The sequence below is a fragment of the Streptomyces paromomycinus genome (assembly GCF_003865155.1).
GTDB classification, from domain to species: domain Bacteria; phylum Actinomycetota; class Actinomycetes; order Streptomycetales; family Streptomycetaceae; genus Streptomyces; species Streptomyces chrestomyceticus.
This window is the reverse complement of record NZ_BHZD01000001.1, coordinates 2,917,239-2,941,229: the sequence shown is the minus strand read 5'-3', so window position 1 is coordinate 2,941,229 and position 23,991 is coordinate 2,917,239. Positions and strand designations below refer to the sequence as shown.

General features: G+C 71.8%; 21 protein-coding genes. 11 read left to right on the top strand and 10 right to left on the bottom strand.

Features of this window, described 5'->3' with window-relative positions; translation table 11 throughout:
- Nucleotides 1-25 precede the first annotated feature (25 nt).
- On the top strand, nucleotides 26-1,639 hold the full coding sequence (locus OEIGOIKO_RS11775; RefSeq protein WP_125058646.1) for an ABC transporter permease: 1,614 nt from the start codon (nucleotides 26-28) through the stop codon (nucleotides 1,637-1,639).
- The gene (locus OEIGOIKO_RS11770; RefSeq protein ID WP_125054001.1) at nucleotides 1,640-2,698 is read left to right on the top strand and encodes an ABC transporter ATP-binding protein; all 1,059 of its coding nucleotides are present in this window, start codon (nucleotides 1,640-1,642) and stop codon (nucleotides 2,696-2,698) included.
- Nucleotides 2,699-2,729: 31 nt separating this feature from the next.
- Here OEIGOIKO_RS11770 and OEIGOIKO_RS11765 read toward each other — a convergent pair whose 3' ends face one another.
- The 6 genes from OEIGOIKO_RS11765 to OEIGOIKO_RS11740 form a co-directional block, all read right to left on the bottom strand.
- Nucleotides 2,730-3,743: a DMT family protein gene (locus OEIGOIKO_RS11765; protein ID WP_125058645.1), complete on the bottom strand. Its 1,014-nt coding sequence runs from the start codon at nucleotides 3,741-3,743 to the stop codon at nucleotides 2,730-2,732.
- Nucleotides 3,744-3,834: 91 nt separating this feature from the next.
- Nucleotides 3,835-4,944 (bottom strand): LOG family protein, encoded by a 1,110-nt coding sequence (locus OEIGOIKO_RS11760; RefSeq protein ID WP_246177986.1) that lies wholly within the window; start codon nucleotides 4,942-4,944, stop codon nucleotides 3,835-3,837.
- A gap of 213 nt (nucleotides 4,945-5,157) precedes the next feature.
- Nucleotides 5,158-6,378, bottom strand: coding sequence for a hypothetical protein (locus OEIGOIKO_RS11755; protein ID WP_125053999.1), 1,221 nt, complete (start codon nucleotides 6,376-6,378; stop codon nucleotides 5,158-5,160).
- A complete protein-coding gene (locus OEIGOIKO_RS11750; RefSeq protein WP_125053998.1) occupies nucleotides 6,360-7,091 on the bottom strand; it encodes an ABC transporter ATP-binding protein in 732 nt (243 codons plus the stop codon). The genes OEIGOIKO_RS11755 and OEIGOIKO_RS11750 overlap by 19 nt, the downstream gene beginning before the upstream one ends.
- A 524-nt stretch (nucleotides 7,092-7,615) precedes the next feature.
- Complete coding sequence (locus OEIGOIKO_RS11745; RefSeq protein ID WP_218039989.1) at nucleotides 7,616-8,977, bottom strand: aspartate aminotransferase family protein; 1,362 nt, start codon at nucleotides 8,975-8,977, stop codon at nucleotides 7,616-7,618.
- 2 nt (nucleotides 8,978-8,979) lie between these two features.
- Entirely contained in the window at nucleotides 8,980-9,453 is a 474-nt protein-coding gene (locus OEIGOIKO_RS11740) for an Lrp/AsnC family transcriptional regulator (protein ID WP_003980199.1), read from the bottom strand.
- A gap of 179 nt (nucleotides 9,454-9,632) precedes the next feature.
- Here OEIGOIKO_RS11740 and OEIGOIKO_RS11735 point away from each other — a divergent pair, with 179 nt between their 5' ends.
- Together OEIGOIKO_RS11735 and OEIGOIKO_RS11730 are read left to right on the top strand one after the other, a co-directional pair.
- Entirely contained in the window at nucleotides 9,633-11,087 is a 1,455-nt protein-coding gene (locus OEIGOIKO_RS11735) for a gamma-aminobutyraldehyde dehydrogenase (protein ID WP_125053996.1), read from the top strand.
- 132 nt (nucleotides 11,088-11,219) lie between these two features.
- The gene (locus tag OEIGOIKO_RS11730; protein ID WP_125053995.1) at nucleotides 11,220-12,404 is read left to right on the top strand and encodes a polyamine ABC transporter substrate-binding protein; all 1,185 of its coding nucleotides are present in this window, start codon (nucleotides 11,220-11,222) and stop codon (nucleotides 12,402-12,404) included.
- A 22-nt stretch (nucleotides 12,405-12,426) separates the two neighbouring features.
- On the opposite strand, the gene OEIGOIKO_RS11725 is transcribed toward OEIGOIKO_RS11730, so the two are convergent.
- Entirely contained in the window at nucleotides 12,427-13,374 is a 948-nt protein-coding gene (locus tag OEIGOIKO_RS11725; RefSeq protein WP_125058644.1) for a hypothetical protein, read from the bottom strand.
- A gap of 146 nt (nucleotides 13,375-13,520) precedes the next feature.
- Between OEIGOIKO_RS11725 and OEIGOIKO_RS11720 the strand changes: the two genes are divergently transcribed.
- Entirely contained in the window at nucleotides 13,521-14,054 is a 534-nt protein-coding gene (locus OEIGOIKO_RS11720) for an HXXEE domain-containing protein (protein WP_125053994.1), read from the top strand.
- A gap of 21 nt (nucleotides 14,055-14,075) precedes the next feature.
- On the opposite strand, the gene OEIGOIKO_RS11715 is transcribed toward OEIGOIKO_RS11720, so the two are convergent.
- Nucleotides 14,076-14,837, bottom strand: coding sequence for a glycerophosphodiester phosphodiesterase (locus OEIGOIKO_RS11715; protein WP_371858910.1), 762 nt, complete (start codon nucleotides 14,835-14,837; stop codon nucleotides 14,076-14,078).
- Nucleotides 14,834-15,856, bottom strand: coding sequence for an adenosine deaminase (locus OEIGOIKO_RS11710; RefSeq protein ID WP_125058642.1), 1,023 nt, complete (start codon nucleotides 15,854-15,856; stop codon nucleotides 14,834-14,836). Before OEIGOIKO_RS11710 ends, OEIGOIKO_RS11715 begins: the two co-directional genes overlap by 4 nt.
- Nucleotides 15,857-16,678: 822 nt before the next feature.
- Between OEIGOIKO_RS11710 and OEIGOIKO_RS11700 the strand changes: the two genes are divergently transcribed.
- Nucleotides 16,679-17,338 (top strand): DUF4190 domain-containing protein, encoded by a 660-nt coding sequence (locus OEIGOIKO_RS11700; protein WP_125053992.1) that lies wholly within the window; start codon nucleotides 16,679-16,681, stop codon nucleotides 17,336-17,338.
- A gap of 42 nt (nucleotides 17,339-17,380) precedes the next feature.
- On the opposite strand, the gene OEIGOIKO_RS11695 is transcribed toward OEIGOIKO_RS11700, so the two are convergent.
- Complete coding sequence (locus tag OEIGOIKO_RS11695) at nucleotides 17,381-17,983, bottom strand: NADAR family protein (RefSeq protein WP_125053991.1); 603 nt, start codon at nucleotides 17,981-17,983, stop codon at nucleotides 17,381-17,383.
- A gap of 231 nt (nucleotides 17,984-18,214) precedes the next feature.
- Here OEIGOIKO_RS11695 and OEIGOIKO_RS11690 point away from each other — a divergent pair, with 231 nt between their 5' ends.
- The 5 genes from OEIGOIKO_RS11690 (at nucleotide 18,215) to OEIGOIKO_RS11670 (ending at nucleotide 23,986) form a co-directional block, all read left to right on the top strand.
- Nucleotides 18,215-19,732, top strand: a complete 1,518-nt coding sequence (locus tag OEIGOIKO_RS11690) for a gamma-aminobutyraldehyde dehydrogenase (protein ID WP_125053990.1) — start codon at nucleotides 18,215-18,217, stop codon at nucleotides 19,730-19,732.
- A gap of 58 nt (nucleotides 19,733-19,790) precedes the next feature.
- A complete protein-coding gene (locus tag OEIGOIKO_RS11685; RefSeq protein WP_125053989.1) occupies nucleotides 19,791-21,041 on the top strand; it encodes an ABC transporter substrate-binding protein in 1,251 nt (416 codons plus the stop codon).
- Nucleotides 21,042-21,117: 76 nt separating this feature from the next.
- A complete protein-coding gene (locus OEIGOIKO_RS11680; protein WP_125053988.1) occupies nucleotides 21,118-22,266 on the top strand; it encodes an ABC transporter ATP-binding protein in 1,149 nt (382 codons plus the stop codon).
- Nucleotides 22,263-23,192, top strand: coding sequence for an ABC transporter permease (locus OEIGOIKO_RS11675; RefSeq protein WP_125053987.1), 930 nt, complete (start codon nucleotides 22,263-22,265; stop codon nucleotides 23,190-23,192). The genes OEIGOIKO_RS11680 and OEIGOIKO_RS11675 overlap by 4 nt, the downstream gene beginning before the upstream one ends.
- A complete protein-coding gene (locus tag OEIGOIKO_RS11670; protein WP_125053986.1) occupies nucleotides 23,192-23,986 on the top strand; it encodes an ABC transporter permease in 795 nt (264 codons plus the stop codon). Before OEIGOIKO_RS11675 ends, OEIGOIKO_RS11670 begins: the two co-directional genes overlap by 1 nt.
- Nucleotides 23,987-23,991 lie beyond the last annotated feature (5 nt).

The following is a 23,991-nucleotide window of genomic DNA, read 5'->3' as shown; positions in this document are numbered from 1 at the left end:
GGAAACGGCCACCCGGCTGGCCCTGATGGCGCTGCCGCTCGCCTTCTTCGCGCTGTTCTTCGCCTACCCGGTCGCCGCGATCGTCGGGCGCGGGCTGAAGGACGGCGGACAGTGGCAGCTGAGCCGGGCCGTGGACGTGCTCTGCGACCCGGACGTCCTGCACGTCCTGTGGTTCACCGTCTGGCAGGCGGCGGCCTCGACCGGGCTCACGCTGCTGATCGCGCTCCCCGGCGCGTATGTCTTCGCGCGCTTCGAATTCCCCGGGAAGAAGCTGCTGCGGTCCGTGGTCGCGGTGCCGTTCGTCCTGCCCACGGTGGTGGTGGGGTCGGCGTTCCTGGCGCTGGTCGGGCGCGGCGGGGTGCTGGACGACCTGTGGGGCGTACGGCTGGACACGTCGGTGTGGGCGATCCTGCTGGCGCACGTCTTCTTCAACTACGCCGTGGTCGTACGGACCGTGTCCGGCCTCTGGGGGCAGCTCGACCCGCGGCAGGAGGAAGCGGCCCGGGTGCTCGGGGCGTCCCGTTGGGGCGCCTGGCGGCGGGTGACGCTGCCCGCACTGGGCCCGGCCGTCGCGGCCGCCGCACTGATGGTCTTCCTCTTCACCTTCACCTCCTTCGGTGTGGTGCAGATCCTGGGAGGACCGACGTTCTCCACCCTGGAGGTGGAGATCTACCGGCAGACCGCCGACTTCCTGGACCTGCCGACCGCTGCCGTCCTCACCTTGCTCCAGTTCGCCGCCGTACTGGCACTGCTGGGCCTGCACGCCTGGACCGTACGGCGGCGGGAGGCCACCCTCACGCTCGTCGACCCGGCGCAGACGGTACGGCGGCCGCGCGGCGCCGGCCAGTGGGCGCTGCTGTGGGGGACGTTCGTCGTGATCGTGCTGCTGCTGGTGGTGCCGCTGGCGGTGCTGATCGAGCGGTCCTTCGCCGGGCCGGACGGCTACGGGTTCGCGTTCTACCGGGCGTTGCAGTCCGCTGCCTCCATGGACAGCACTTTCGCCGTCGCCCCCTTGAACGCCTTGTGGAACTCGCTCGCGTACGGGGCTGCCGCCACACTGATCGCCCTGGTGGTGGGCGGGCTGGCCGCGGCCGCGCTGACGAAGCGGGGCGGCAGGCTGGTGCGCGGGTTCGACGCGTTGCTGATGCTGCCGCTCGGGGTTTCGGCCGTGACCGTCGGGTTTGGCTTTCTGATCACTCTTGATGAGCCGCCGCTCGATCTGCGGTCGTCGTGGTGGCTGGTGCCGCTGGCCCAGGCCCTGGTCGGCGTGCCGTTCGTCGTACGGACCATGCTGCCCGTGCTGCGCGCGGTGGACGAGCGGCTGCGGGAGGCCGCGGCGGTGCTGGGAGCCTCGCCGTGGCGGGTGTGGCGCGAGGTCGACCTGCCGCTGGTGCGGCGGGCCCTGCTGGTCGCCGCGGGTTTCGCCTTCGCCGTGTCGCTGGGCGAGTTCGGCGCGACGGTCTTCATCGCGCGGCCGGACAACCCGACGCTGCCGGTGGCCGTCGCACGGCTGCTGGGACGCGCCGGAGAACTCAACTACGGACAGGCCATGGCACTGTCCACGATCTTGATGGTGGTGTGCGCGGGCGCGCTGCTGGCGCTGGAGCGCATCCGTACCGACCAGGCCGGAGAATTCTAGATGGCGGAACACGCCGATACGCCGGACCAGGCGCTGCTGCGGCTGGACGACGTCACCGTCCGCTTCCGTCCCGGGCAGCCGCCGGCGCTGGACGCGGTCGGCCTGAGCGTCGCCGCGCGGGAGATCGTCTGCGTACTGGGGCCCAGCGGGAGCGGTAAATCCACGCTCCTGCGGGTCGTGGCGGGACTGCAGGCCGCCGACGCCGGGCGTGTCTTCCTGGAAGGACGGGACCAGTCGGGCGTGCCCACACACCGCCGCGGCGTCGGGCTGATGTTCCAGGACCACCAGCTCTTCCCGCAGCGCGACGTCGGCGGGAACGTGGCCTTCGGCCTGCGCATGCGCGGCGCGTCACGTGCCGAACAGGAGCGTACGGTTGCCGGGCTCCTGGACCTGGTCGGCCTGCCGGGCGCCCAGCGGCGCGCCGTGGCGGCGCTGTCCGGCGGCGAACAACAGCGGGTCGCGCTGGCCCGCGCCCTCGCACCGAGGCCACGGCTGCTGATGCTGGACGAGCCGCTCGGCCAGCTCGACCGCGGCCTGCGGGAGCGGCTGGTCGTCGAACTGCGGAGGGTCTTCGGCGAGCTGGGTACGACCGTGCTGGCCGTGACGCACGACCAGGGGGAAGCCTTCGCGCTGGCCGACCGCGTGGTGGTCATGCAGGACGGACGGATCGCGCAGAGCGGCACCCCCCTGGAGGTCTGGCAGCGTCCCGCCACCGAGTTCGTCGCCCGCTTCCTGGGCTTCGACAACGTGGTGGAGGCGACCGTACGGGGCGGATCCGCCGGCACCCCGTGGGGCAAGGTCCCGGTACCGGACGGCACATTGGACGGTCCGTGCCGCCTGCTGGTGCGCCCGGCCGGGGTGAGGATCACGGCTGCCGCGGACGGATTGCCGTGCAGGGTAGCGGCCCGCACCTTCCGCGGTACCCATGTCGCCCTGCTTCTTCAGCCGGACACCGGGCCGCAGATGGAGGCCGCTTGCGCGCTGCGGGACGCTCCGCAGGACGGCGAGTCGGTGGGCGTCACCTTCGCGGCCGAGGATGTCGTGGTCCTCGACCGCTGAGGGACGCCCACCTCAGGGACGCACGCCCGTGTCACGGGGAACTGGTGCGGCTGCCGGCCGTGGTCCGGGCGTCGCTCTCGGCCGGCGGCCCGTCCGGCGTCTTCGCCTCCGCCGCGGGAGCCGGTACGGATGCCGATCCGGCCGTCGGTCCGGCTGCCGGCCCGGTCGCGTCGCCGCCCTCCGGCTCCCCGAACCAGGCGACCGCGACGGCGCCGGCCACCGCCACGAGGAAGCCGAGCACCGCCATCCAGGCGAAGCCCGGCCGGGAGGAGTCACCGAGCCACAGCACCCCGAGGATGCCCGGCACCACCGTCTCGCCCACCACCAGCGCCGCCGTGGCGCCGTTGACCGAACCGATCTGGAGGGCCACCGTGTGCAGGTACATGCCGCCGATACCGGCGACCAGAATCGCGTAGAGCGCCGGGTCGGCCAGGAGCGTGGGCAGGTTGAACGGGTCGACGCCGTTCAGTACCCGTACGCCGACACCGAGCGCGCCGAAGCCCAGACCGGACAGCAGACCGGCGAGGATCGCGGCGCGGCTGCCGAGCAGCCGGACGGCCAGCGTGCCGCCGCCCATCAGCGCCACCGAGGCGATCAGCAGCCACCAGTGGGTGGTCGTCGAGGCGTCCCCGCCGCCCTCCGGCCCGGCCGCGGTGGCGAGCAGGACCAGCGCCGAGCAGACCACGCCGATGGAGACCCACTCGCGCGGGTTCAGCCGGATGCCGAGCAGCTTGATGCTGAGTACGGCGGTGATCACGAGGTTGGCGCTGATGACGGTCTGCGAGAGGAACAGCGGCAGCATCCGGGCGGCCAGCGCGCCGAGCCCGAACCCCACGAAGTCCAGCACCGTGCCGACCATGAACTCCCACGTCACGGCGGCCTTGGCGGTGGAGGAGAGGCTGGGACCGCCGTGTGCGGTGACGCCGGTGGTGGACGCGGCGGCCGCCTCCCGGCGCGCGGACTTGCGCGATCCCACCGCTTGCAGGACCGACCCCGTGCCGTAGCAGGCCGAGGCCGCCACCGCCGTCAGAAGACCGATGAGCACCAAGAACTCCGTTTCGCGCACTGCCTGGTTTTACCTGTGCATTACCTGACTAGCGAGACGTGGTTTCGGGGGCGTGAGTTGCCTCGGACGGTCAAGCAGATGCCCTGGAACCGGAATCCGAGGCTCCGCCGAGGCGGGCCAGCGCTTCCGGAGCCTCTTCCACCGAGTCGACCAGAGCGATCTTGTCGGACATGGCACGCTCCGCGGCGAGCGCCCGCAGCAGCGGCCAGGCGGGCAGCTTCTCGGTCCAGTGGGCGCGGTCGACGAGCACCATCGGGGTCGGCTCACCCCGCGAGCCGTAGTAGTTCGGGGTCGCGTTGTCGAAGATCTCCTGCACGGTGCCCGCCGCGCCGGGCAGGAAGACCACCCCGGCGTTGGAACGGGCCAGCAGGCCGTCCTCACGGACCGCGTTGACGAAGTACTTGGCGACGCGGGACGCGAACGCGTTCGGCGGTTCGTGCCCGTAGAACCAGGTCGGGATGCCGACCGAGTCGCCGCCGCCCGGCCAGCGGCCGCGCACCTCGAAGGCGGCCCGCGCCCAGTCCGTCACCGAGGGGCCGAACTGCGGCACCTTGGCGAGCAGCGCGAGGCTCTCGTCCAGCATGGTGTCGTCGAAGGGCGCCGCGTAGGCGCCGAGGTTCGCGGCCTCCATCGCGCCCGGACCGCCGCCCGTGGCGACCGTCAGGCCGGACCGGGCCAGCCGGCGCCCCAGCCGGGCCGCGCCTTCGTACGCGTCGGAACCGCGCTCCAGCGCGTGCCCGCCCATGATGCCGACGACACGGGCGCCGGAGAGGTGCTCGTCCAGTGCGTCCGAGACGGCGTCGTCGTGGATGCTGCGCAGCATCGAGGCGAAGATGTCGCCGTCCGACATGGTGCGCTGGTACCAGGCGTAGGCCCGCGCGTCCGGGGTCGCCGGGTAGCCGGCGTCCGTGGCGAGGTCTTCGAAGAGTTCGCCGGGCGAGTAGAGGCTGCCGCGGTACGGGTCGAACGGCAGGCCCGGTATCGGCGGGAAGACCAGGGCGCCGGCCGCCCGTACGCCGACGGCGGCCTCCGGTTCCATCCGGCAGCCGAGGAAGACGGTGTCGGAGACCGGCGTGCCGAGCAGGGCGGAGGTGCGGCCGGTCAGGTCGACGGACTGGACCCGGTAACCGCGCAGGCTGCCCGAGGCCAGCACCCGGTCGAACGCGGCGAGCGTCTCGATCTCGCGGTCGCTGCCGGGGTGTTGCGGCCGCTCGACGGGGCGATGGGGGGCGGGGGACGCGGGGGGATCGGAGTTCGGCTGCACGCCCGTCATCGTAGGCGGGAGGCACCGGGGCCCGGCGGCGAGGGCGGCCACGGCGGGGGCGGGCCGCGTGGTGCGTGGGCGGCGCCGACGGGGCGGGCCGCGTGGTGCGGGGGCAGGGGAGGGGCGGGGTCAGGGGAGGAGCGGAAGAGCGGCGAGTTCGGCGATGACCCAGGTCAAGGGGGTCAGGACGACAAGGAGGGCCAGGACGCGGAGGGCGGCGGCGCGGTGGAGGAGCGAGCGGGGCGTACCGAGACGGCGGAGGGCGGCGGTGGTGTGCGTACGGGCCCAGCGGGCCTCCAGGGCCGCGGTGAGGGCGCTCGCGGTGACGCAGGCCAGGACGAGGGCCGCGCCCAGCCCGGTGAGGGGCCCGAGCGGCCGGGCGGGGGCGGCTTCGTACACCTTCGCCGCCGCATACGTACCGGAGGCGACCGCGCAGAGCACGCCGAGCGGACGGCCGATGCGCCGGGCCTCCTCCTGGAGGACGCGGCCCGCGAGGAGGCGCACGGCACCCGGACGGCCGGCCGCCAGCAGCCGGCCGGACAACTGCGTGAGGCCGGGACCTGCCAGGACCAGGCCGAGGGTGGACAGTGCCCAGCCCGCCAGCACCCCCGGCGGGCTGCCGACGAGGCGCTCGGGCAACGGGAGGAGCGCGCCGGCGTCCTCGGAGCCCCGGCTGACGTAGGTCTCCAGGGCGAGGCCGGCCGCCGTCAGCGTGATCCCCCACGGGAGCGCGGCGGGTACGGCGGAACGCGAGCTGTTGGTGTCCATGGCCGTCAGCGGCTCGCCGGTTCCGGTGGCCACCCGGGGGCCGCGCCGGCCACCGCGAGTGTCCTTGCGGGGGCGCAGACGGGGGCGCAGGGCGACGGCGGTCGCGCCCGACGCCGTCACGGGGACGACGGCGAGCAGCAACAGCGCACCGGCCGGCGGGAGGGCGTGACCCGCGCCGAGGAGCTGGGTGGCGGAATCGGCGGCGGCCGCGCCGACCAGGTCGCCGCGCAGCGCCAGGAAGACGAGCAGCGCGAGGAGACTGCCCAGGACGCAGGAGACGGCGGTGGAGGCGGCGGCGATCAGGGTCAGCCGGGCAGGGCCCAGCCCGGCGGCCGACATGCCCCGTTGCGGGCGGGACGCGGGGTCGGTACGGGCCGCGGACACGGCGAGCTGGGTGGTGGCCGCGACCGGCACGGCGCACCAGAGGAGACGTACGAAGGCGTCCGTGGCCGACGCCGGGTGGGCGGCGGCGTGGCCGAGGACGGCCAGGAGGAGGAAGCCGGTGCCCGCGGCGGCGGCCACGAGCAGACGGCGGAACAGGACGAGGGGATGGGCCCCACGGGTCAGACGGAGAGCGAGCACTCTGCCCTGCTTTCCTTCTCGGGGGCGGGGGCCTTGGGGCCGACGCGGCGGCCGTCGAGGAGTGCCACGCTGCGGTCCGCGAGGGTGTCGGCCTCGGGCTCGTGGGTGGCGAGGACGACCGTGATGTCGTGGGAGCGGGCGGCCGTGGTGATGGCGCGCAGTACCTGGGCGGCGTCGGAGCGGTGCAGCGGCGCGGTGGGCTCGTCGGCGAACAGGACGCGCGGCGCGCAGGCCAGGGCGCGGGCGACGGCGACGCGCTGGCGCTGCGACTGGTCGAGGCGGCCGGGGCGTCGGCGGGCGCACAGGCCCACGTCCAGCCGGTCCAGCCACTCGCCGGCGGTCTGTTTGGCGGCGCGGTGACCGACGCCGCGCAGCAGCAGGGGGAGCGCGGCGTTCTCCCAGGCGGTCAGCTCGGGGACGAGGTGCGGTTCGGTGTCCACCCAGCTGAACCGGTCCAGGCGCAGCCGTTCACGGCTGAGCGGGGAGAGCGTGTGCACAGGTGAACTGTTGAACCAGATCTCACCGCTGTCCGGGACAAGTTGGCCGGAAAGGCACCGCAGGAGCGTCGTCTTGCCGCAGCCGCGCGGCCCGGTGACGGCGAGGATCTCGCCCTCGCGGACACCGACGGAAACCCCGGCCAGCGCGGGGGAGCCGGCGTATGTGTGGTGCAGGCCGCGCGCCCAGAGAACGTCGTTGTCAGGTGGGGCCACCATCTGCGCACCTCATGCTCGTCGCGTCCGATCGTTCCCCCAACCGGGTGAACGACCATGGAGAGTATCGGTCACTGGCACGGTAAGGAGTGGCGACCCTCGGTATTCGGCGCTCGCCGCGCACCACGGCTCAGGTTCACTCAAATGGCGGCTTATATGAAGAACCTGGGCGAAGGGGGAGCGGCAGGGGCACGCGGGAGGTGCGGGGCGGGCAGGGGAGGGCGGGGGCCGGCGCCCGGAACCCGCGCCCGTCCGGGTGCCGCGCCTGCCCGGAGGGCGTGCGGGGCCGTGAGTTCCTGGTCGTACGCGCATCACGGGCGGGCGCGCGAGCCTGCTGAGCGGGCCTGTACGTACGTACCCCGGAAGGTGACCGGGTGGCCAGGTGACAAGACGGGGCGGCGGGCCTGGAGGGCCGAGATCCAGGCCACGGGCCCGGGGCGAGGCAGCGGCCCACTGCCGCCCGATCCCCGGCCCCGCGCCCGCAGTTCCGTACCTCTCCTTACCGCCCGCTCACTTCCCCGTACGTCTCAGAGCTTCGCCCAGGCCTCCGTCAGCGTGCCGCGCAGAATCTGCTCGATCTCGTCGAAGACCGGCTGGTCGGCGATGAGCGGCGGGGCGAGCTGGATCACCGGGTCGCCGCGGTCGTCGGCACGGCAGTACAGGCCGTTGTCGAACAGGGCCTTGGAGAGGAAGCCGTACAGGACCCGCTCGGTCTCCTCGTCGTTGAACGATTCCTTCGTGGTCTTGTCCTTGACGAGTTCGATGCCGTAGAAGAAGCCGTTGCCGCGGACGTCGCCGACGATCGGCAGGTCGTGCAGCTTCTTCAGGGTCGAGAAGAAGGCGTCCTCCTTGTCCAGCACGTGCTGGTTGAGGCCCTCGCGCTCGAAGATGTCGAGGTTGGCGCAGGCGACGGCGGCGGAGACCGGGTGGCCGCCGAAGGTGTAGCCGTGCAGGAAGGTGTTGTCACCCTTGTAGAACGGCTCGGCCAGCCGGTCGGAGATGACGCAGGCACCGATCGGGGAGTAGCCCGAGGTCATGCCCTTGGCGCAGGTGATCATGTCGGGCACGTAGTCGAACTTGTCGCAGGCGAACATCGTGCCGAGGCGGCCGAAGGCGCAGATGACCTCGTCGGAGACGAGCAGCACGTCGTGCCGGTCGCAGATCTCGCGGACGCGCTGGAAGTAGCCGGGCGGGGGCGGGAAGCAGCCGCCCGCGTTCTGCACCGGCTCCAGGAAGACGGCGGCGACGGTGTCCGGGCCCTCGAAGAGGATCTGCTGCTCGATCTGGTCGGCGGCCCAGCGGCCGAACGCCTCCGGGTCGTCACCGAAGAGCGGCGCGCGGTAGATGTTGGTGTTCGGGACCTTGTGGGCGCCGGGGACCAGCGGCTCGAACGGGGCCTTGAGGCCCGGCAGGCCGGTGATGGACAGGGCGCCCTGCGGCGTGCCGTGGTAGGCCACGGCACGCGATATGACCTTGTGCTTGGTGGGCTTGCCGGTGAGCTTGAAGTACTGCTTGGCCAGCTTCCACGCGGTCTCGACGGCCTCACCGCCGCCGGTGGTGAAGAAGACCTTGTTCAGGTCGCCCGGCGCGTGGTGCGCCAGCCGCTCGGCGAGTTCGACGGCCTTGGGGTGCGCGTACGACCAGATGGGGAAGAAGGCGAGTTCCTGGGCCTGCTTGAGCGCGGTCTCGGCGAGTTCGGCGCGGCCGTGCCCGGCCTGGACGACGAACAGGCCGGCCAGCCCGTCGATGTAGCGCTTGCCCTGGTCGTCGTAGATGTTCGTGCCCTCGCCGCGCACGATCGTCGGCACGGGGGCGTTCTCGTACGACGACATGCGGGTGAAGTGCATCCACAGGTGGTCGTAGGCCGTCTTCGAGAGGTCAGCGGTCATGGCTATCTGGTTCCCCAGGTGTAGGTCTGCTTACGGAGCTTGAGGTAGACGAAGCTCTCGGTCGTCCGGACGCCGGGCAGCGTGCGGATCCGCTTGTTGATCATTTCCAGGAGATGGTCGTCGTCCTCGCAGACGATCTCGATGAGGAGATCGAAGGAGCCCGCGGTCATGACGACGTACTCGACCTCTTCCATGGCCGTCAGGGCGTCGGCCACCGGGTCGAGGTCACCTTCGACGTTGATCCCGACCATCGCCTGCCGCCGGAAGCCGACCGTGAGGGGGTCGGTGACGGCGACGATCTGCATCACGCCTTGGTCGAGCAGTTTCTGTACGCGTTGCCGCACCGCCGCCTCGGACAGGCCGACGGCCTTGCCGATCGCGGCGTACGGACGGCGGCCGTCCTCCTGGAGCTGCTCGATGATCGCCAGGGAGACGGAGTCGATCGACTGGGTGCCGTTTCTGTCACGAGTGGCCACATCCCTCACTGTGCACGAGCCTCGTCAGTCCCGCAACCCCGATTCGATGAAATCAGTTGTATGCAGATCTCGACGCCACTGATTTCGTCGTTCATCCATTACGGGTATGTCGAAAACGTTGACTTCCTGGCTAGGGTGGGCATCTCAAGCACTGGACACCTGACTAGGAGGGGTCGCTCGTGACCACCGAACTGCGTCGGCTGCGCAACTACATCGACGGGGAGTTCCGGGACGCCGCCGACGGGCGGACCACGGAGGTGGTCGACCCGTCCACGGGCGAGGCGTACGCCACCGCTCCGCTGTCCGCGGCCGCGGACGTCGACGCCGCGATGGCCGCCGCCGAGGCCGCGTTCCCCGCCTGGCGCGACCTGGTGCCGGCCGAGCGCCAGAAGGTCCTGCTCAAGATCGCCGACCGCTTCGAGGAGCGGGCCGAGGAACTGATCGCCGCCGAGTCGGAGAACTGCGGCAAGCCGATCGCGCTCGTCCGCTCCGAGGAGATCCCGCCGATGGTGGACCAGATCCGCTTCTTCGCGGGTGCCGCCCGGATGCTGGAGGGCCGCGCGGCGGGCGAGTACATGGACGGTCTGACGTCCATCGTCCGCCGCGAGCCGGTCGGCGTCTGCGCGCAGGTCGCGCCGTGGAACTACCCCATGATGATGGCGGTGTGGAAGTTCGCCCCGGCGCTGGCCGCGGGCAACACCGTCGTCCTCAAGCCCTCCGACACCACGCCCGCCTCGACCGTGCTGATCGCCGAGATCATCGGCGGTGTGCTCGACGAGCTGGGGCACTCCCGCGGCGTCTTCAACGTCATCTGCGGCGACCGTGACACCGGCCGTCTGATGGTCGAGCACAAGACCCCGGCGATGGCCTCGATCACCGGTTCCGTACGGGCCGGCATGCAGGTCGCCGAGTCCGCGTCCAAGGACCTCAAGCGGGTACACCTGGAGCTGGGCGGCAAGGCCCCGGTCGTCGTCTTCGAGGACACCGACATCGCCAAGGCGGTCGAGGGCATCGCGGAGGCGGGTTACTTCAACGCGGGCCAGGACTGTACGGCCGCGACCCGGGTGCTCGTCCACGAGTCCATCCACGACGAGTTCGTGACCGCGCTCGCCAAGGCCGCCGCCGACACCAAGACCGGCGCGGTGGACGACGAGGACGTCTTCTACGGGCCGCTGAACAACGCCAACCAGCTGGCGCAGGTCAAGCGCTTCATCGACGGCCTGCCCGCGCACGCCAAGATCGAGGCGGGCGGCCACCAGGTCGGCGAGAAGGGCTACTTCTACGCGCCCACCGTCGTCTCCGGCCTCCAGCAGGACGACGAGATCGTCCAGCAGGAGGTCTTCGGCCCGGTCATCACCGTCCAGTCCTTCCGGGACGAGGACCAGGCCGTCGAGTGGTCGAACGGGGTGGAGTACGCGCTGGCGTCCTCGGTGTGGACCAAGGACCACGCCCGGGCCATGCGGATGTCGAAGAAGCTGGACTTCGGCTGCGTGTGGATCAACACCCACATTCCGCTGGTCGCCGAGATGCCGCACGGCGGGTTCAAGAAGTCCGGTTACGGCAAGGACCTCTCGGGCTACGGCTTCGAGGACTACACGCGCATCAAGCACGTGATGACGTCGCTGGACGGCTGAACCGGCACGGCCGCCGGGCGGCGGGGCCCGCGCACAGCGCTCCACCGCCCGGCACACCGTCGTGGGCGGCGCCCCGGCAGGCGACGTTCTGTCGCTTGCCGCCGCTGCCCACGGCACGTGAGAGTGCTCGCCATGGCTGAACTTTCGCGGCGCTCGCTGCTCCGGGGCACGGTCGGCACGGGAGCGGCCGGGGCGCTGGCCGCGCTGGCGGCCGGATGCGGAGTCCCCGCCGCGTACGTGGCCCCCGCCGACCGCGCGGTCCCCGACCGCTCGGCAAGCGACCGGCGCCTGACCTTCGCCAACTGGCCGCTCTACATCGACGTGGACGAGCGCGACAAGCAGCGGCGGCCGACGCTGGAGGCGTTCGAGCGGCACACCGGCATCTCGGTGACGTACACCGAAGAGATCAACGACAACGACGAGTTCTTCGGGAAGATCAGCCCCGCCCTGATGAACCGCCGGCCGACCGGCCGCGACCTGATCGTCGTCAGCGACTGGATGTGCGGCCGCTTCGTACGCCTCGGCTGGGTGCAGGAGATGGACCGGGCCCGGCAGCCCCACGTCGCACGCCACCTCGACCCGCTGCTGCGCACCCCGCACTTCGACCCCGGTCGCAAGCACAGCGTCCCCTGGCAGTCGGGCATCACCGGCATCGCGTACAACCGCAGGAAGCTCGGCCGGGAGATCCAGCACACCGCCGACCTGTGGAAGGACGACCTGCGCGGCCGGGTGACACTGCTGGCCGGGCTGGACGAGTCCTTCGCGATGCTCATGCAGGGCGACGGCGTCGACATCACGCGCTGGACGGAGACCGACTTCCACCGGATGACGGAACGCATCCGCCGCCTCGTCGACAGGAAACACATCCGGCGCTTCACCGGCAACGACTACATCAAGGACCTGGCCTCCGGGGACGTGCTCGCGGCGCAGGCGTACTCGGGTGACGTCATCCAGCTCAAGGCGGACAACCCGGACATCGAGTTCGTGGTGCCGCAGGAGGGCGCCGAACTGTGGGCGGAGAGCCTGATGATCCCCGGCCGCGCGGAGCACAAACACAACGCGGAACAGCTGATCGACTTCTACTACCGCCCGGAGATCGCCGCCGAACTGGCCCTCTGGGTCAACTACGTCTGCCCGGTCCCGGCCGCCCGCGACATCCTCGCCTCCGCCAAGGACGAAGAACGCGCCGCGCTGGCCGAGGACCCACTGGTCTTCCCGGACGGCGCGCTGCGCAAGCGCCTGGCCATCGCCCGCGACATCACGTCCAAGGAACGTCCGGCGTTCGCCAAGGAGTGGAACGGGATTGTGGGGTTGTGAGCGGGCCGGGGCGTCGCTCTGTTCAGCGGGGTGAGCCTTGGGCGGCGGCTTCAGCCAGAGCCGTACGGAGTCGCTCGTACATCGGGGCGAGGCGCCGCAAGCCCGCTGCCAGCGCTTGGTCGTCGCCGGAGACGACCGGGTACTGCAGACTGCCGAGGATGCGGGACTGTTCGGCCAGTAGCGCGGCTGGGGCGGTCAGGCCCAGGGGGGCCAGGCACTCCGCTGCGTCGTGGAGGCGCCTGACACCGACCTGGACGGCGAATTCAGCGAGCAGTTCGCGGGTGTCGGGGGGCAGGTTGCCGTTGGCGACCTGGTCGGCGAGTGTTTCGACTGCGGCGGCTCCGCCCAGGGTTCCCGGCGGGACCGGCAGGTCGTCGCGGCCGGTCAGCCACTGTACGGCGCCGGGCAGGGACTGGCGCAGGGCGTCCGTCGGGGCGACGGTCCGCTGTTGGGTGAAGGCGGAGCGCATCACGTAGGTGTCTTCGGTGTACGGCACCGTCTCCGCGCGCCAGGCGGCGGCGAATGCGGGGGCGGGGAGGGTGGCGTACGGGTGGCCGTGCGGGTCGTGGAGGAGGACGGTGTCGTTCTCGACGGCGAGGACGACCACGTAGTGGTCGGCGCCGTTCGCGGTGCCGGAGCCGTGCTGGTACAGGAGCAGGCCCATCTCCAGCGGGCCGGCCAGGACGGGGCCTTCCGCGCAGGCGGCGCGGAGGCGGTCCAGTGCCTCGTCCTGGGTGCCGCCCGCATCGCGTGTGCAGTGCAGGCCGAGCGCCGGCACGGCAGCGTCCAGGCCGCGTTCCGGGTCCCAGCCGTACGGGTCGAACAGGGGCATGGTGCCGCCGATGAGCTGGACGCCGAACGGGGAGCCGGTGAGGGTTTCGATGACGGCGGTCGGCGGGGCGGCGGGGCCGAGCATCATCGCGAGGGAGTTGCTGTAGCAGTACGGGCCGGAGCCGGTGTAGGTGAGCATGGGGGCCTCGGTGAGGGAGCGGGGGCGGGTGGGCGTGTCCCTCAGTGGAGTGCTTGACACCGTGACAAGGTCAAGGGTGCCGGGTCACGGGTGTTCGTAAGTGGCGGGGAAGCAGGCGGGTTTGGGGCGTGGCAGACTCGGTGGTCATGTCGGAGATCACGCAGGGCATGAGTCCCGCTGTCACGTTCGGACTGCTCGCCGCCTGGGCGTTGCATGATGCGGAAGAGGTGGTCTTCGGGCCGCGGTGGATCCGTAGCAGCCTGCCGGAGCTGCGGAAACGGTTTCCCGGGGTGCCGGAACGGCTCTGGAAGGCACTGGAAGGTGTCGATCAGCGGGAGTTCACGGTCGCGGTGGGTGCCATGGCGGTCGTCGTGGCCGCTGCCTCGGTGCGGGGGCACCGCGCCGGTGGCCGGTCGGCCTTCTTCCAGGGGGCGGTGGACGGGTTCGGGCTGCACGGCCTGATGCACCTCGCGCAGGCCGCGGCCGTACGTGGTTACACCCCCGGCTCGGTCACCTCACCGCTGATCGTCATCCCGTATGCGGTGTGGGCGCGCGGCAGGCTGCGGCGTGTGGGGCGCCTCAGGCCCATGGACGCGCGCGGGGCGGTGAGCGGGCTGGCCGTGGCCGGGGCGGCCACGGCCCTGTCCCACTGCGTGGCGCGGCGGTTGGTGAGGCGGTGAGCCGGGGGACGGGTAAGCGCGTCAGAGGGCGGCGCGTACGGCGGACACCCGGTTGGTCGTGACGGCGTCGACGCCCGCGCGCTTGAGGCGGCGCGCGGCGCGGGGCGTGTCGGTGGTCCAGGCGGCGAACAGGTAGCCGTCGCCGTGCGCCCGTTCGACCAGGTTCTCGGTGACCAGGCCGAAGTGGTAGTTGAGCCAGCGGGGGCGGACGCGGGCCAGCAGCTCGGGGCGGGGCGGGGCCGTGCGGCACCAGGACAGGGCGAGTTCGGCGGCCGGGTCGGCGGCGCGGACGGCCAGCATGGACAGGCCGCCGCCGCAGTAGTACGCGCGGTCGGTGGCGCCGGCCCCGTGGACTTCGGAGACAGCGGCCTGCGCGGCCGCAGGGTCGGGGAGGTCGATCAGGGCGCGGGCGGACGGGTACGAGGAGGTGAGGGCGAGGGCGTGGCGCAGCTTGGGCACACCGCCTGCCGTGGCCTCTTCCACCTGGGCGTACGTCAGCGAGGAGAGCCTGCGGTCGAGGCCCCACAGGCGTTCCAGCGTCGGGTCGTGCAGGAGGACCGGTACCCGGTCGGCGGTCAGCCGTACGTCGATCTCGACCGCGTCGGCGCCCGCTTCGAGCGCGGCGCGGAGCGAGGCCAGGGTGTTCTCGCGGTGGTCGTACGGGGCACCGCGGTGACCGATGACCGCGATGCGGCCGGTGGCGGGCGCCGGTGCGGCCGGACGGGCCGACGGCGCCCGCGGCGGAGCCGGGGCCGGGCCGGGGGCGTGGCGCGTGGCCCTCACCGCAGCCAGGCCGCGGTGTAGCCGTCGATCTCCGCAGCCAGTGCCGTCTTGGCGGAGACGTCCATGAACGACGCCTCGACGGCGTTCTTGGCCAGGGCGGCGACCCCGGCGGCGTCGAGGTCCAGCAGGCGCGCGGCGACCCCGTACTCCAGGCACAGGTCCGTGCCGAACATCGGCGGGTCGTCACTGTTGATCGTCACCAGCACTCCCGCGTCGGCCATCTCCTTCAGCGGGTGCTCGTCGAGGGTGCGCACGGCGCGGGTGGCGATGTTCGAGGTCGGGCAGACCTCCAGCGGGACGCGGTGCTCGGCGAGGTGGGCCAGCAGCTTCGGGTCCTGGACGGAACTGGTGCCGTGACCGATCCGCTCGGCGCGCAGGTCGGTGAGCGCGTCCCAGACGGTCTGCGGGCCGGTGGTCTCGCCGGCGTGCGGCACCGAGTGCAGGCCCGCGGCGATGGCGCGGTCGAAGTACGGCTTGAACTGCGGGCGCGGCACACCGATCTCCGGGCCGCCGAGCCCGAACGAGACCAGGCCCTCCGGCCGCAGGTCACAGGCGATCCGCGTGGTCTCCTCGGCTGCGTCCAGCCCGGCCTCGCCGGGGATGTCGAAGCACCAGCGCAGCACCACGCCCAGCTCGGTCTCCGCCGCCCGGCGCGCGTCCTCGATGGCCTCGACGAACGCCTCGTCGGGGATGCCGCGGCGGGTGGAGCTGTACGGGGTGACGGTCAGCTCGGCGTAGCGGATGTTCTGCCGCGCCATGTCGCGGGCGACCTCGTACGTCAGCAGCCGGACGTCGGTGGCGTCGCGGATGAGGTCCACGACGGAGAGGTAGACCTGGATGAAGTGGGCGAAGTCGCGGAAGGTGAAGTAGTCGGTGAGGGCCTCGGGGTCGGTGGGGACCGCGGAGTCCGGGTGGCGGGCGGCCAGCTCGGCGACGATGCGGGGGGACGCCGATCCGACGTGGTGGACGTGCAGCTCCGCCTTGGGCAGTCCGGCGATGAAGGCGTCGAGATCGGACAACGGGTCCTCCTGGTCGAGGGGCGAGCTGGGCGTGCTGCGGACGGTGGCCATCGTATGCGGGCCACCGGCGGCCCGAACGGTGCAGGTCTTGGCGGAACGGTGCAGGTCTTAGCATGGGCGGATCGTGAACGTGGGGGGAATGTGGGGATGTCGATGTCCGACAGTCAGCAGCCCGAGCCGCGCGACCCGTGGGCGCCGCCGGAGGACCGGAGGCCGCTGCCCGCGCCGTCGGCGGGCGCGCCTACGGCAGGTGCCTCGGTAGGCGTGGAGGCCGGCGCGGCGGCAGGTGCGATGACTGGTGCGGCGGCAGACGTGGCGGCCGGTGCGGCGGTCGGCGCGACAACTGGTGCGGCGGTCGGCGCGACGGTGCCGTCCGGGGCGCAGCCGACCGGGCCGGTGAAGGCCGCGTCCGCGGAGGGCGAGCTTGCGGAGGGTGGTGCCGTGGAGGGCGGTGCCGCGGAGGGTGGTGTTGCGGTGGCTGCGGCTGCGACGGACGTGGTGAGCGCTTCGGGAGATACGGATAGGGCGGGCGCTCAGGGAGGTGTGGACGGGCCCGGCGGAACTAGTGCTTCGGGTGTTGCGGAGGGGTCCGGCCGTGCGAGCGGTTCGGACGCTGCGAGCGAGCCCGTCACCCCCGGCGGCCCGAACGGCCCCGGCCTGCTGAGCAAGCCGGCGGCTCCGGGCGGCCGGTACGACGTTCCGCCGCCGCCACCCGCGCCGGGTACGGCCGGGGCGGCGTACGCACCTCTTGGTGCCCCTGGTGCCCCTGGTGCCCCTGGTGCCCCTGGTGCTCCTGATGCCCCCGACCCCGCCGGTTCCGGAGTGCCGCCCATACCCGGCGCCGGGGCGGACGGGCAGCGGCCCGGTGCTCCGTACGGAGCGGCCCGGCCTCCCTACGGCTCCCCTCAGCCCCCGTACGGCCCCGCCGGCGCGCCGTACCCCGGTGGCCACCCGGGGCAGCAGCTGCCGCCCGGCTACCAGCCCTACTGGGCGCCTGCCGGGCCGAGCAACGGATACGGCACGGCGGCTCTCGTCCTCGGGATCGTCGGTGCCACCCTCTGCTTCACGATGGTGATCGGCTTCCTCCTCGGTGTCCTCGCGATCGTCTTCGGCATTCTCGGGCGCGCGAAGGTGGCCAGGGGCGAGGCGGACAACGGCGGGAGCGCGCTGGCCGGGGTGGTCCTGGGCGGTGTGGCGCTGCTGCTGAGCGGGTTCATGGTCTGCTGGGTCGTGCTGGCGTCCGCCGCCGACGAGGGCGGCGACGACCCGTGGTACCCCGGTTACTACGACGGCGGTGACTCCGGCGGCTCGTCCTCCGGCGGTTCCTCCTCCGGCGGTTCCGGTTCCGAGGACGACGGTCCGGACACGTACCAGGCCGCGCCCGCCCCCGGCCCGCGCACGTACGCGGCCGTGTCCGCCGACCCGGCCGCGGTTCCCGGCCTGTCGGCGCCTTCCCGGGGCCGGCTCGTCGTCTCTGCCTAGCCGTCTCCGCCTAGCCGTCTCCGCCCGTCCTGCCCTCTCCGCCTAGTCCTCCGCGGACCCCGCACCCGCCTCCGTATCCGCTCCGGAGGCCAGCCGCTGTCGCGCCTCCATCAAGGCGAAGCCGAGCAGGTTGAGGCCGCGCCAGCGTGCCGGGTCCGCTGCGCGCGCGTCGTCGGCGGCCAGGCCGATGCCCCATATCCGGTCCGTCGGGCTGGCCTCGACGAGTACGCGGGAGCCGGTGCCGAGCAGGTAGTCGCGCAGAGCGGGGTCCTGGCCGAACTTGTGGACGTTGCCCTCGACGACGTACGCGAAGCGGTGCCGCTCCCACTGCGCGCTGTCGAAGCCGCGCACGGAGCGGCCGGCGTCCTTCGCCTGCTTCGGGTGGGTGGCGGTGACGGCCCGCCGCTCCGCCTCCGCGTCGCCGAACAGCCGGGCCTTGCAGGCCATCATCCAGTGCTCCGCGGTGGCGTACCGCACGCCGTCGACCGTGAACGGAGCGGGCCACCACTGGCTGAGGCAGCTCGCGCCGAGCTGTCCGTCGCGGCGTGGCGCATGGCCCCAGAAGCAGAGGTACTCGAAGCGCTTGCCGTGCGCCGCCGCGGTCAGCTCCGCCACCGACCGCGGCTCGCTCCCTGGCTCGTTCATCCCCGCACCCCCGTGCTGTCGTGCACCATGCCGGGATTCTGTCAGCGGGCACTGACAACGTGTCGGGGTGCCCCACGACGGAAATCGCAGAATCCGTCGCGTAACCAAAAGGCAACAACGGAATCACTTGTTGAGGCACTGTCCCTCTGTCAAGATCAGCCATCGATTCCGGAAAGAGCTACGCCTGGGTGTGCCGCCGAGCGGCCCCGGCGCCCGGCGGAGGAGAGCACCATGGTTCAGCGGTTCGACGTGTACGAACGTTTCGCCGAGGGCGCGCAGTTCCTCGCCGGCGAGCTGCGGGACGGCAGTTCCGGCCGTACCCAGCAGGTGGTCGATCCGGCCACCGGCGAGCAGGTGTACAGCTACCGGCCGGCCTCGACGGCGGACGTGGACACGGCCGTACGGGCCGCCGCGGACGCCTTCCCCGGGTGGGCGGGCGCGACCCCGGGCGAGCGCTCGGAGGCCCTGCACCGCTTCGCCGCCGTCCTCGGCGAGCGGGCCGGCGAACTGGCGTACGCCGAGTCATTGCAGTGCGGCAAGCCGGTCAAGCTCAGCGCGGAGTTCGACGTACCGGGGTCGGTCGACAACGCGGCCTTCTTCGCGGGTGCCGCGCGGCACCTGGAGGGCAGGTCGGCGGGGGAGTACAGCCCCGACCACACCTCCGTGGTCCGCCGCGAGCCGATCGGCGTCGTCGGCTCGATCGCGCCGTGGAACTACCCCCTCCAGATGGCGGCCTGGAAGGTGCTGCCCGCCATCGCCGCGGGCAACACGATCGTCTTGAAGCCCGCCGAGATCACGCCGCTGACCTCGGTGATGTTCGCGCAGGCGGCCACCGAGGCGGGTATCCCGGACGGCGTGCTCAACATCGTCTCCGGCACGGGCCGGGAGGCCGGCGAGCACCTGGTCGCCCACCCCGGCGTCGCCATGACCTCCTTCACCGGCTCGACGGCGGTCGGCAAGCGGGTCGCCGAGATCGCCACCGGCACCGTCAAACGGCTGCACCTCGAACTCGGCGGCAAAGCGCCCTTCGTGGTCTTCGACGACGCCGACCTGGAGGCGGCGGTGCACGGCGCGGTGGCCGGCGCCCTGATCAACTCCGGACAGGACTGCACCGCCGCCACCCGCGCCTACGTGCAGCGCCCGCTGTACGACGCGTTCGTCGGCGGCGTGGCCGACCTGATGGCGACCGTACGGCTCGGCGACCCGTTCGACCCCGCCACCGATCTCGGCCCGCTCGTCTCGCACACCCACCGCGACCGGGTCGCCGGTTTCGTCGAGCGCGCCCGGTCGTACGCCACCGTCGTCACCGGCGGCGAGGCCCCCCAGGGCGACCTGGCGAAGGGCGCGTACTACCGGCCCACGCTCATCACGGGCGCCGCGCAGGACAGCGAGGCCGTACAGAGCGAGATCTTCGGGCCGGTGCTGGTCGTGCTGCCCTTCGACAGTGACGACGAGGGCATCGCGCTGGCCAACGACACCCCGTACGGCCTGGCGGCCTCCGCCTGGAGCCGGGACGTCTACCGGACCGGCCGCGCCACCCGCGAGATCAAGGCGGGGTGCGTCTGGGTCAACGACCACATCCCGATCCTGAGCGAGATGCCGCACGGGGGCTACCGGGCCAGTGGCTTCGGCAAGGACATGTCCGCCTACTCCTTCGAGGAGTACACGCAGGTCAAGCACGTCATGTACGACAACACCGGGGTCGCCAGGAAGGACTGGCACCGGACCGTCTTCGGGGACCGCGCCTGACGCGGAACGGCCGTCGTCGCCCGCTGACCACCGGGCTCATCAGGAAAGGGCACCGCGTATGGAGGACAGTCAGCAGCCCGGGGAGAGTCTGTCGCCGCCCGAACTGGCCGCCGTACGGCGCAGCCTCACCGACGGCCGGATGGCCATGACCCGGCGGTCGCTGCTGCGCGCGTCCGGGGCGGGGGTGCTGGCTCTCGGGGGCCTCGGCGCGCTGTCGGCCTGCGGCATCCCGCCCGCGGGCCGTACGGACGCCGCTCGGTCCGTGGACCACTCCGGGCAGGAGAAACGTGTCGTCTTCTCCAACTGGACGGAGTACCTGGACGTCAGCGACGACGGCAAGCGCCGGCCGACCCTGGACGCCTTCACCCGCCGTACCGGGATCACGGTGCGGTACACCGAGGACATCAACGACAACGACGAGTTCTTCGGCAAGATCCAGGCGCAGCTCGCCGCCGGCCAGGACACCGGCCGGGACCTGATCGTGCTGACGGACTGGATGTGCGCGCGGATGATTTCGCTGGGCTGGGTCCAGCGACTGGACGCGGGAAATCTTCCGCATGCGTCCGGTGGTGTCGCGCGGCAGTTCCGAGATCCGGACTGGGACCCCGGGCGTGCGTATTCGTATCCGTGGACGGGCATTCCGGCGGTCATCGCGTACAACGCGAAGGCCACCGAGGGGCGCACCGTCGATTCCGTCAGCCAATTGCTCGACGATCCGCGGCTGAAGGGACGGGTCGGATTCCTGTCGGAGATGCGGGACACGGTCGGGCTGACGCTCCTGGACATGGGAAAGCGTCCCGAGGACTGCACGGCCGACGATTTCGACGCGGCCGTCGCCCGGCTGCAGCAGGGCGTGGACGACCAGCAGATCCGCCGGTTCACCGGCAACGACTACATCAACGACCTCAGCAAGGGCGATCTCGCCGCGTGCGTGGCCTGGGCCGGGGACGTCGTCCAGCTGCAGCAGGACAACCCGGACATCGAGTACGCCGTGCCGAAGGCCGGGTACATGACGTCGACGGACAATGTGCTGGTGCCGAACCGGGCCCGGCACAAGAAGAACGCCGAGCGCCTCATCGACTACTGCTACGAGCCGAAGGTGGCGGCGCGGATCGCGGCGTACATCAATTACGTGTGCCCGGTCGACGGGGTACGCGAGGAACTGGCGAAGATCGACCGTGCGCTGGCGGACAATCCGCTGATTCTCCCGGACCGGGAGACGGCCGCCAGGTCGCATTCCTTCCGGGCCCTGGACGCCGGGGAGAGCAAGGAATTCGCCCAGAAATTCGCCGATCTGACGGGCGCCTGAGCAGGCCCCGGACCGGCCCGCCCGGGGCCGCCCCCGGACCGTGCCCGCCCCGCCCTACCGACCCACGGGACCACCCATGACACAGCCCTCCGGCGGCGACGTCCGCCTCTCCGGGATCAGCAAGACCTACGGCTCCTTCACCGCCGTCCACCCGCTCGACCTGACGGTCCCGGCGGGCTCCTTCTTCGCGCTGCTGGGCGCCTCCGGCTGCGGCAAGACCACCACCCTGCGCATGATCGCGGGCCTGGAGGACCCGTCCACCGGCACCGTCGCGCTGGACGGCCGGGACGTCACCGCGCTGCCCCCGTACAAGCGCCCGGTCAACACCGTCTTCCAGAACTACGCGCTCTTCCCGCACCTGGACATCTTCGAGAACGTCGCGTTCGGTCTGCGCCGCCGTGGCATCAAATCCGTGAAGAAGCAGGTCGAGGAGATGCTCGACCTGGTCGAACTCGGTCCGATGGCGCGCCGTAAACCCCAGCAGCTCTCCGGCGGCCAGCAGCAGCGCGTCGCGGTGGCCCGCGCCCTGATCAACCATCCGCGGGTGCTCCTCCTGGACGAGCCGCTCGGCGCCCTCGACCTCAAGCTGCGCCGCCAGATGCAGCTCGAACTCAAGCGCATCCAGACCGAGGTCGGCATCACCTTCGTGCACGTCACCCACGACCAGGAGGAGGCCATGACCATGGCCGACACGGTCGCGGTGATGAACGGCGGCCGCGTCGAGCAGCTCGGCGCCCCCGCCGACCTCTACGAGAACCCCGGCACCACCTTCGTCGCCAACTTCCTGGGCACCTCCAACCTCATCGAGGCCGAGGTGGTGACGGCCGGCGGCAACGATCTGCTGCTCACCGCGGGCGGCAGCAAACTGCGGCTGCCCGCCGGGCGATGTCGCACCACGGCCCGTACGGGCGGCACGGTCCTGGCGGGCGTACGGCCGGAGAAGATCAGCCTGGCGCACGCCGGCGAAGCGGGTGCGATCGCCGACGGCCGCAACCGGCTGACCGGCCGCATCGCCCACGCCGGGTTCCTCGGCGTCAGCACGCAGTACGTCGTCGAGACCCCCGGCGCCGGACGCCTCGCCGTCTACGAGCAGAACGTCGAACGCGACGCGCGCCTGGTGCCCGGCGCCGAGGTCGTCCTGCACTGGAACCCCGCGCACACCTTCGGCCTGGACGCCTCCCAGGACATCGGGGCCGGCGCGGACACCGCCGAGGAGACGGCATGACGACGACCACCGAGGCGCCACCACCCGCCGCCGAGGACGCGCCGCAGGTCCGGGCAAGCGGCTCGCGCAAGCGGCTCGTCCCGTACTGGCTGCTGCTGCCCGGCATCCTGTGGCTGGTCGTGTTCTTCGCCGCCCCGCTCGTCTACCAGGCGTCCACGTCGGTGCAGACCGGCTCCCTCGAAGAGGGCTTCAAGGTCACCTGGCACTTCGCCACCTACTGGGACGCGCTCGGCGAGTACTGGCCGCAGTTCCTGCGGTCCGTCGGCTACGCGGCCACCGCGACCGTGCTCTGCCTGGTCCTGGGCTACCCGCTCGCGTACCTCATCGCCTTCAAGGCGGGCCGCTGGCGCAACGTCGTGATGGTCCTGGTCGTCGCCCCGTTCTTCACCAGCTTCCTGATCCGCACGCTGGCCTGGAAGACGATCCTCGCGGACGGCGGCCCGGTGGTCGGCGTCCTGAACTCGCTGCACGTCCTGGACGTGACCAGCTGGCTCGGGCTGACCGAGGGGCAGCGGGTGCTGGCCACGCCGCTGGCGGTGGTCTGCGGCCTGACGTACAACTTCCTGCCGTTCATGGTGCTGCCGCTGTACACCTCGCTGGAGCGCATCGACCCCCGGCTGCACGAGGCCGCCGGCGACCTGTACGCGCGTCCGGCCACCACCTTCCGCCGGGTGACGTTCCCGCTGTCCATGCCGGGTGTGGTGGCAGGCACCCTGCTGACCTTCATCCCCGCGGCAGGCGACTACATCAACGCCGAACTGCTCGGCTCCACCGACCAGAAGATGATCGGTAACGTCATCCAGTCGCAGTTCCTGCGCGTCCTGGACTACCCGACCGCCGCCGCGCTCTCCTTCCTCCTCATGGCGGCCATCCTCGCCATGGTCACGCTCTACATCCGCAAATCCGGGACGGAGGACCTGGTCTGATGGCCGTGTTCCGGTGGCTGCGCCGCCACCTCGTCGTGCTCGCGGGCCTCGGCACGCTCGGATACCTGCTCCTGCCCAACCTCGTCGTCCTGGTCTTCTCGTTCAACAAGCCCAACGGCCGCTTCAACTACGAGTGGCAGCGCTTCTCGGCGGACGCCTGGACCGACCCGTGCGGCGTCGCCGACCTGTGCGGGTCACTGGGCCTGAGCCTGCGGATCGCGCTCTGGGCGACGGTCGGCGCGACCGTACTGGGCACCATGGCCGCCTTCGCGCTGGCCCGCTACCGCTTCCGCGCCCGGCCCGCCGTCAACACCCTGATCTTCCTGCCGATGGCGATGCCCGAGGTGGTGATGGCCGCCTCGCTGGCCACCCTCTTCCTCAACATGGGCATCCGCTTCGGGTTCTGGACGATCCTGATCGCGCACATCATGTTCTGCCTGAGCTTCGTCGTCACGGCGGTCAAGGCCCGTGTGATGAGCATGGACCCGCGCCTGGAGCAGGCGGCCCAGGACCTCTACGCGTCCCCCGCACAGACGTTCCTGCGGGTGACACTGCCGATCGCCGCCCCCGGCATCGCGGCGGGCGCGCTGCTCTCCTTCGCGCTGTCCTTCGACGACTTCATCATCACGAACTTCAACGCCGGCTCCGCTGTGACGTTCCCCATGTTCGTCTGGGGATCGGCGCAGCGTGGCACACCCGTTCAGATCAATGTCATCGGAACGGCGATGTTCCTCATCGCCGTGCTCTGCGTCCTGGGAGGGCAGCTGCTCTCCGGACGCCGGAAGAGGAGCTGAGAACC

Excerpts from the sequence above, each read along its gene's own strand:
- OEIGOIKO_RS11775 (WP_125058646.1), top strand. The coding sequence starts at position 26 with ATGGCGCTGCCGCTCGCCTTCTTCGCGCTGTTCTTCGCCTACCCGGTC.
- OEIGOIKO_RS11770 (WP_125054001.1), top strand. The coding sequence starts at position 1,640 with ATGGCGGAACACGCCGATACGCCGGACCAGGCGCTGCTGCGGCTGGAC.
- OEIGOIKO_RS11750 (WP_125053998.1), bottom strand. The coding sequence starts at position 7,091 with ATGGTGGCCCCACCTGACAACGACGTTCTCTGGGCGCGCGGCCTGCAC.
- OEIGOIKO_RS11745 (WP_218039989.1), bottom strand. The coding sequence starts at position 8,977 with ATGACCGCTGACCTCTCGAAGACGGCCTACGACCACCTGTGGATGCAC.
- OEIGOIKO_RS11730 (WP_125053995.1), top strand. The coding sequence starts at position 11,220 with ATGGCTGAACTTTCGCGGCGCTCGCTGCTCCGGGGCACGGTCGGCACG.
- OEIGOIKO_RS11725 (WP_125058644.1), bottom strand. The coding sequence starts at position 13,374 with ATGCTCACCTACACCGGCTCCGGCCCGTACTGCTACAGCAACTCCCTC.
- OEIGOIKO_RS11720 (WP_125053994.1), top strand. The coding sequence starts at position 13,521 with ATGTCGGAGATCACGCAGGGCATGAGTCCCGCTGTCACGTTCGGACTG.
- OEIGOIKO_RS11695 (WP_125053991.1), bottom strand. The coding sequence starts at position 17,983 with ATGAACGAGCCAGGGAGCGAGCCGCGGTCGGTGGCGGAGCTGACCGCG.
- OEIGOIKO_RS11690 (WP_125053990.1), top strand. The coding sequence starts at position 18,215 with ATGGTTCAGCGGTTCGACGTGTACGAACGTTTCGCCGAGGGCGCGCAG.
- OEIGOIKO_RS11685 (WP_125053989.1), top strand. The coding sequence starts at position 19,791 with ATGGAGGACAGTCAGCAGCCCGGGGAGAGTCTGTCGCCGCCCGAACTG.
- OEIGOIKO_RS11680 (WP_125053988.1), top strand. The coding sequence starts at position 21,118 with ATGACACAGCCCTCCGGCGGCGACGTCCGCCTCTCCGGGATCAGCAAG.
- OEIGOIKO_RS11675 (WP_125053987.1), top strand. The coding sequence starts at position 22,263 with ATGACGACGACCACCGAGGCGCCACCACCCGCCGCCGAGGACGCGCCG.
- OEIGOIKO_RS11670 (WP_125053986.1), top strand. The coding sequence starts at position 23,192 with ATGGCCGTGTTCCGGTGGCTGCGCCGCCACCTCGTCGTGCTCGCGGGC.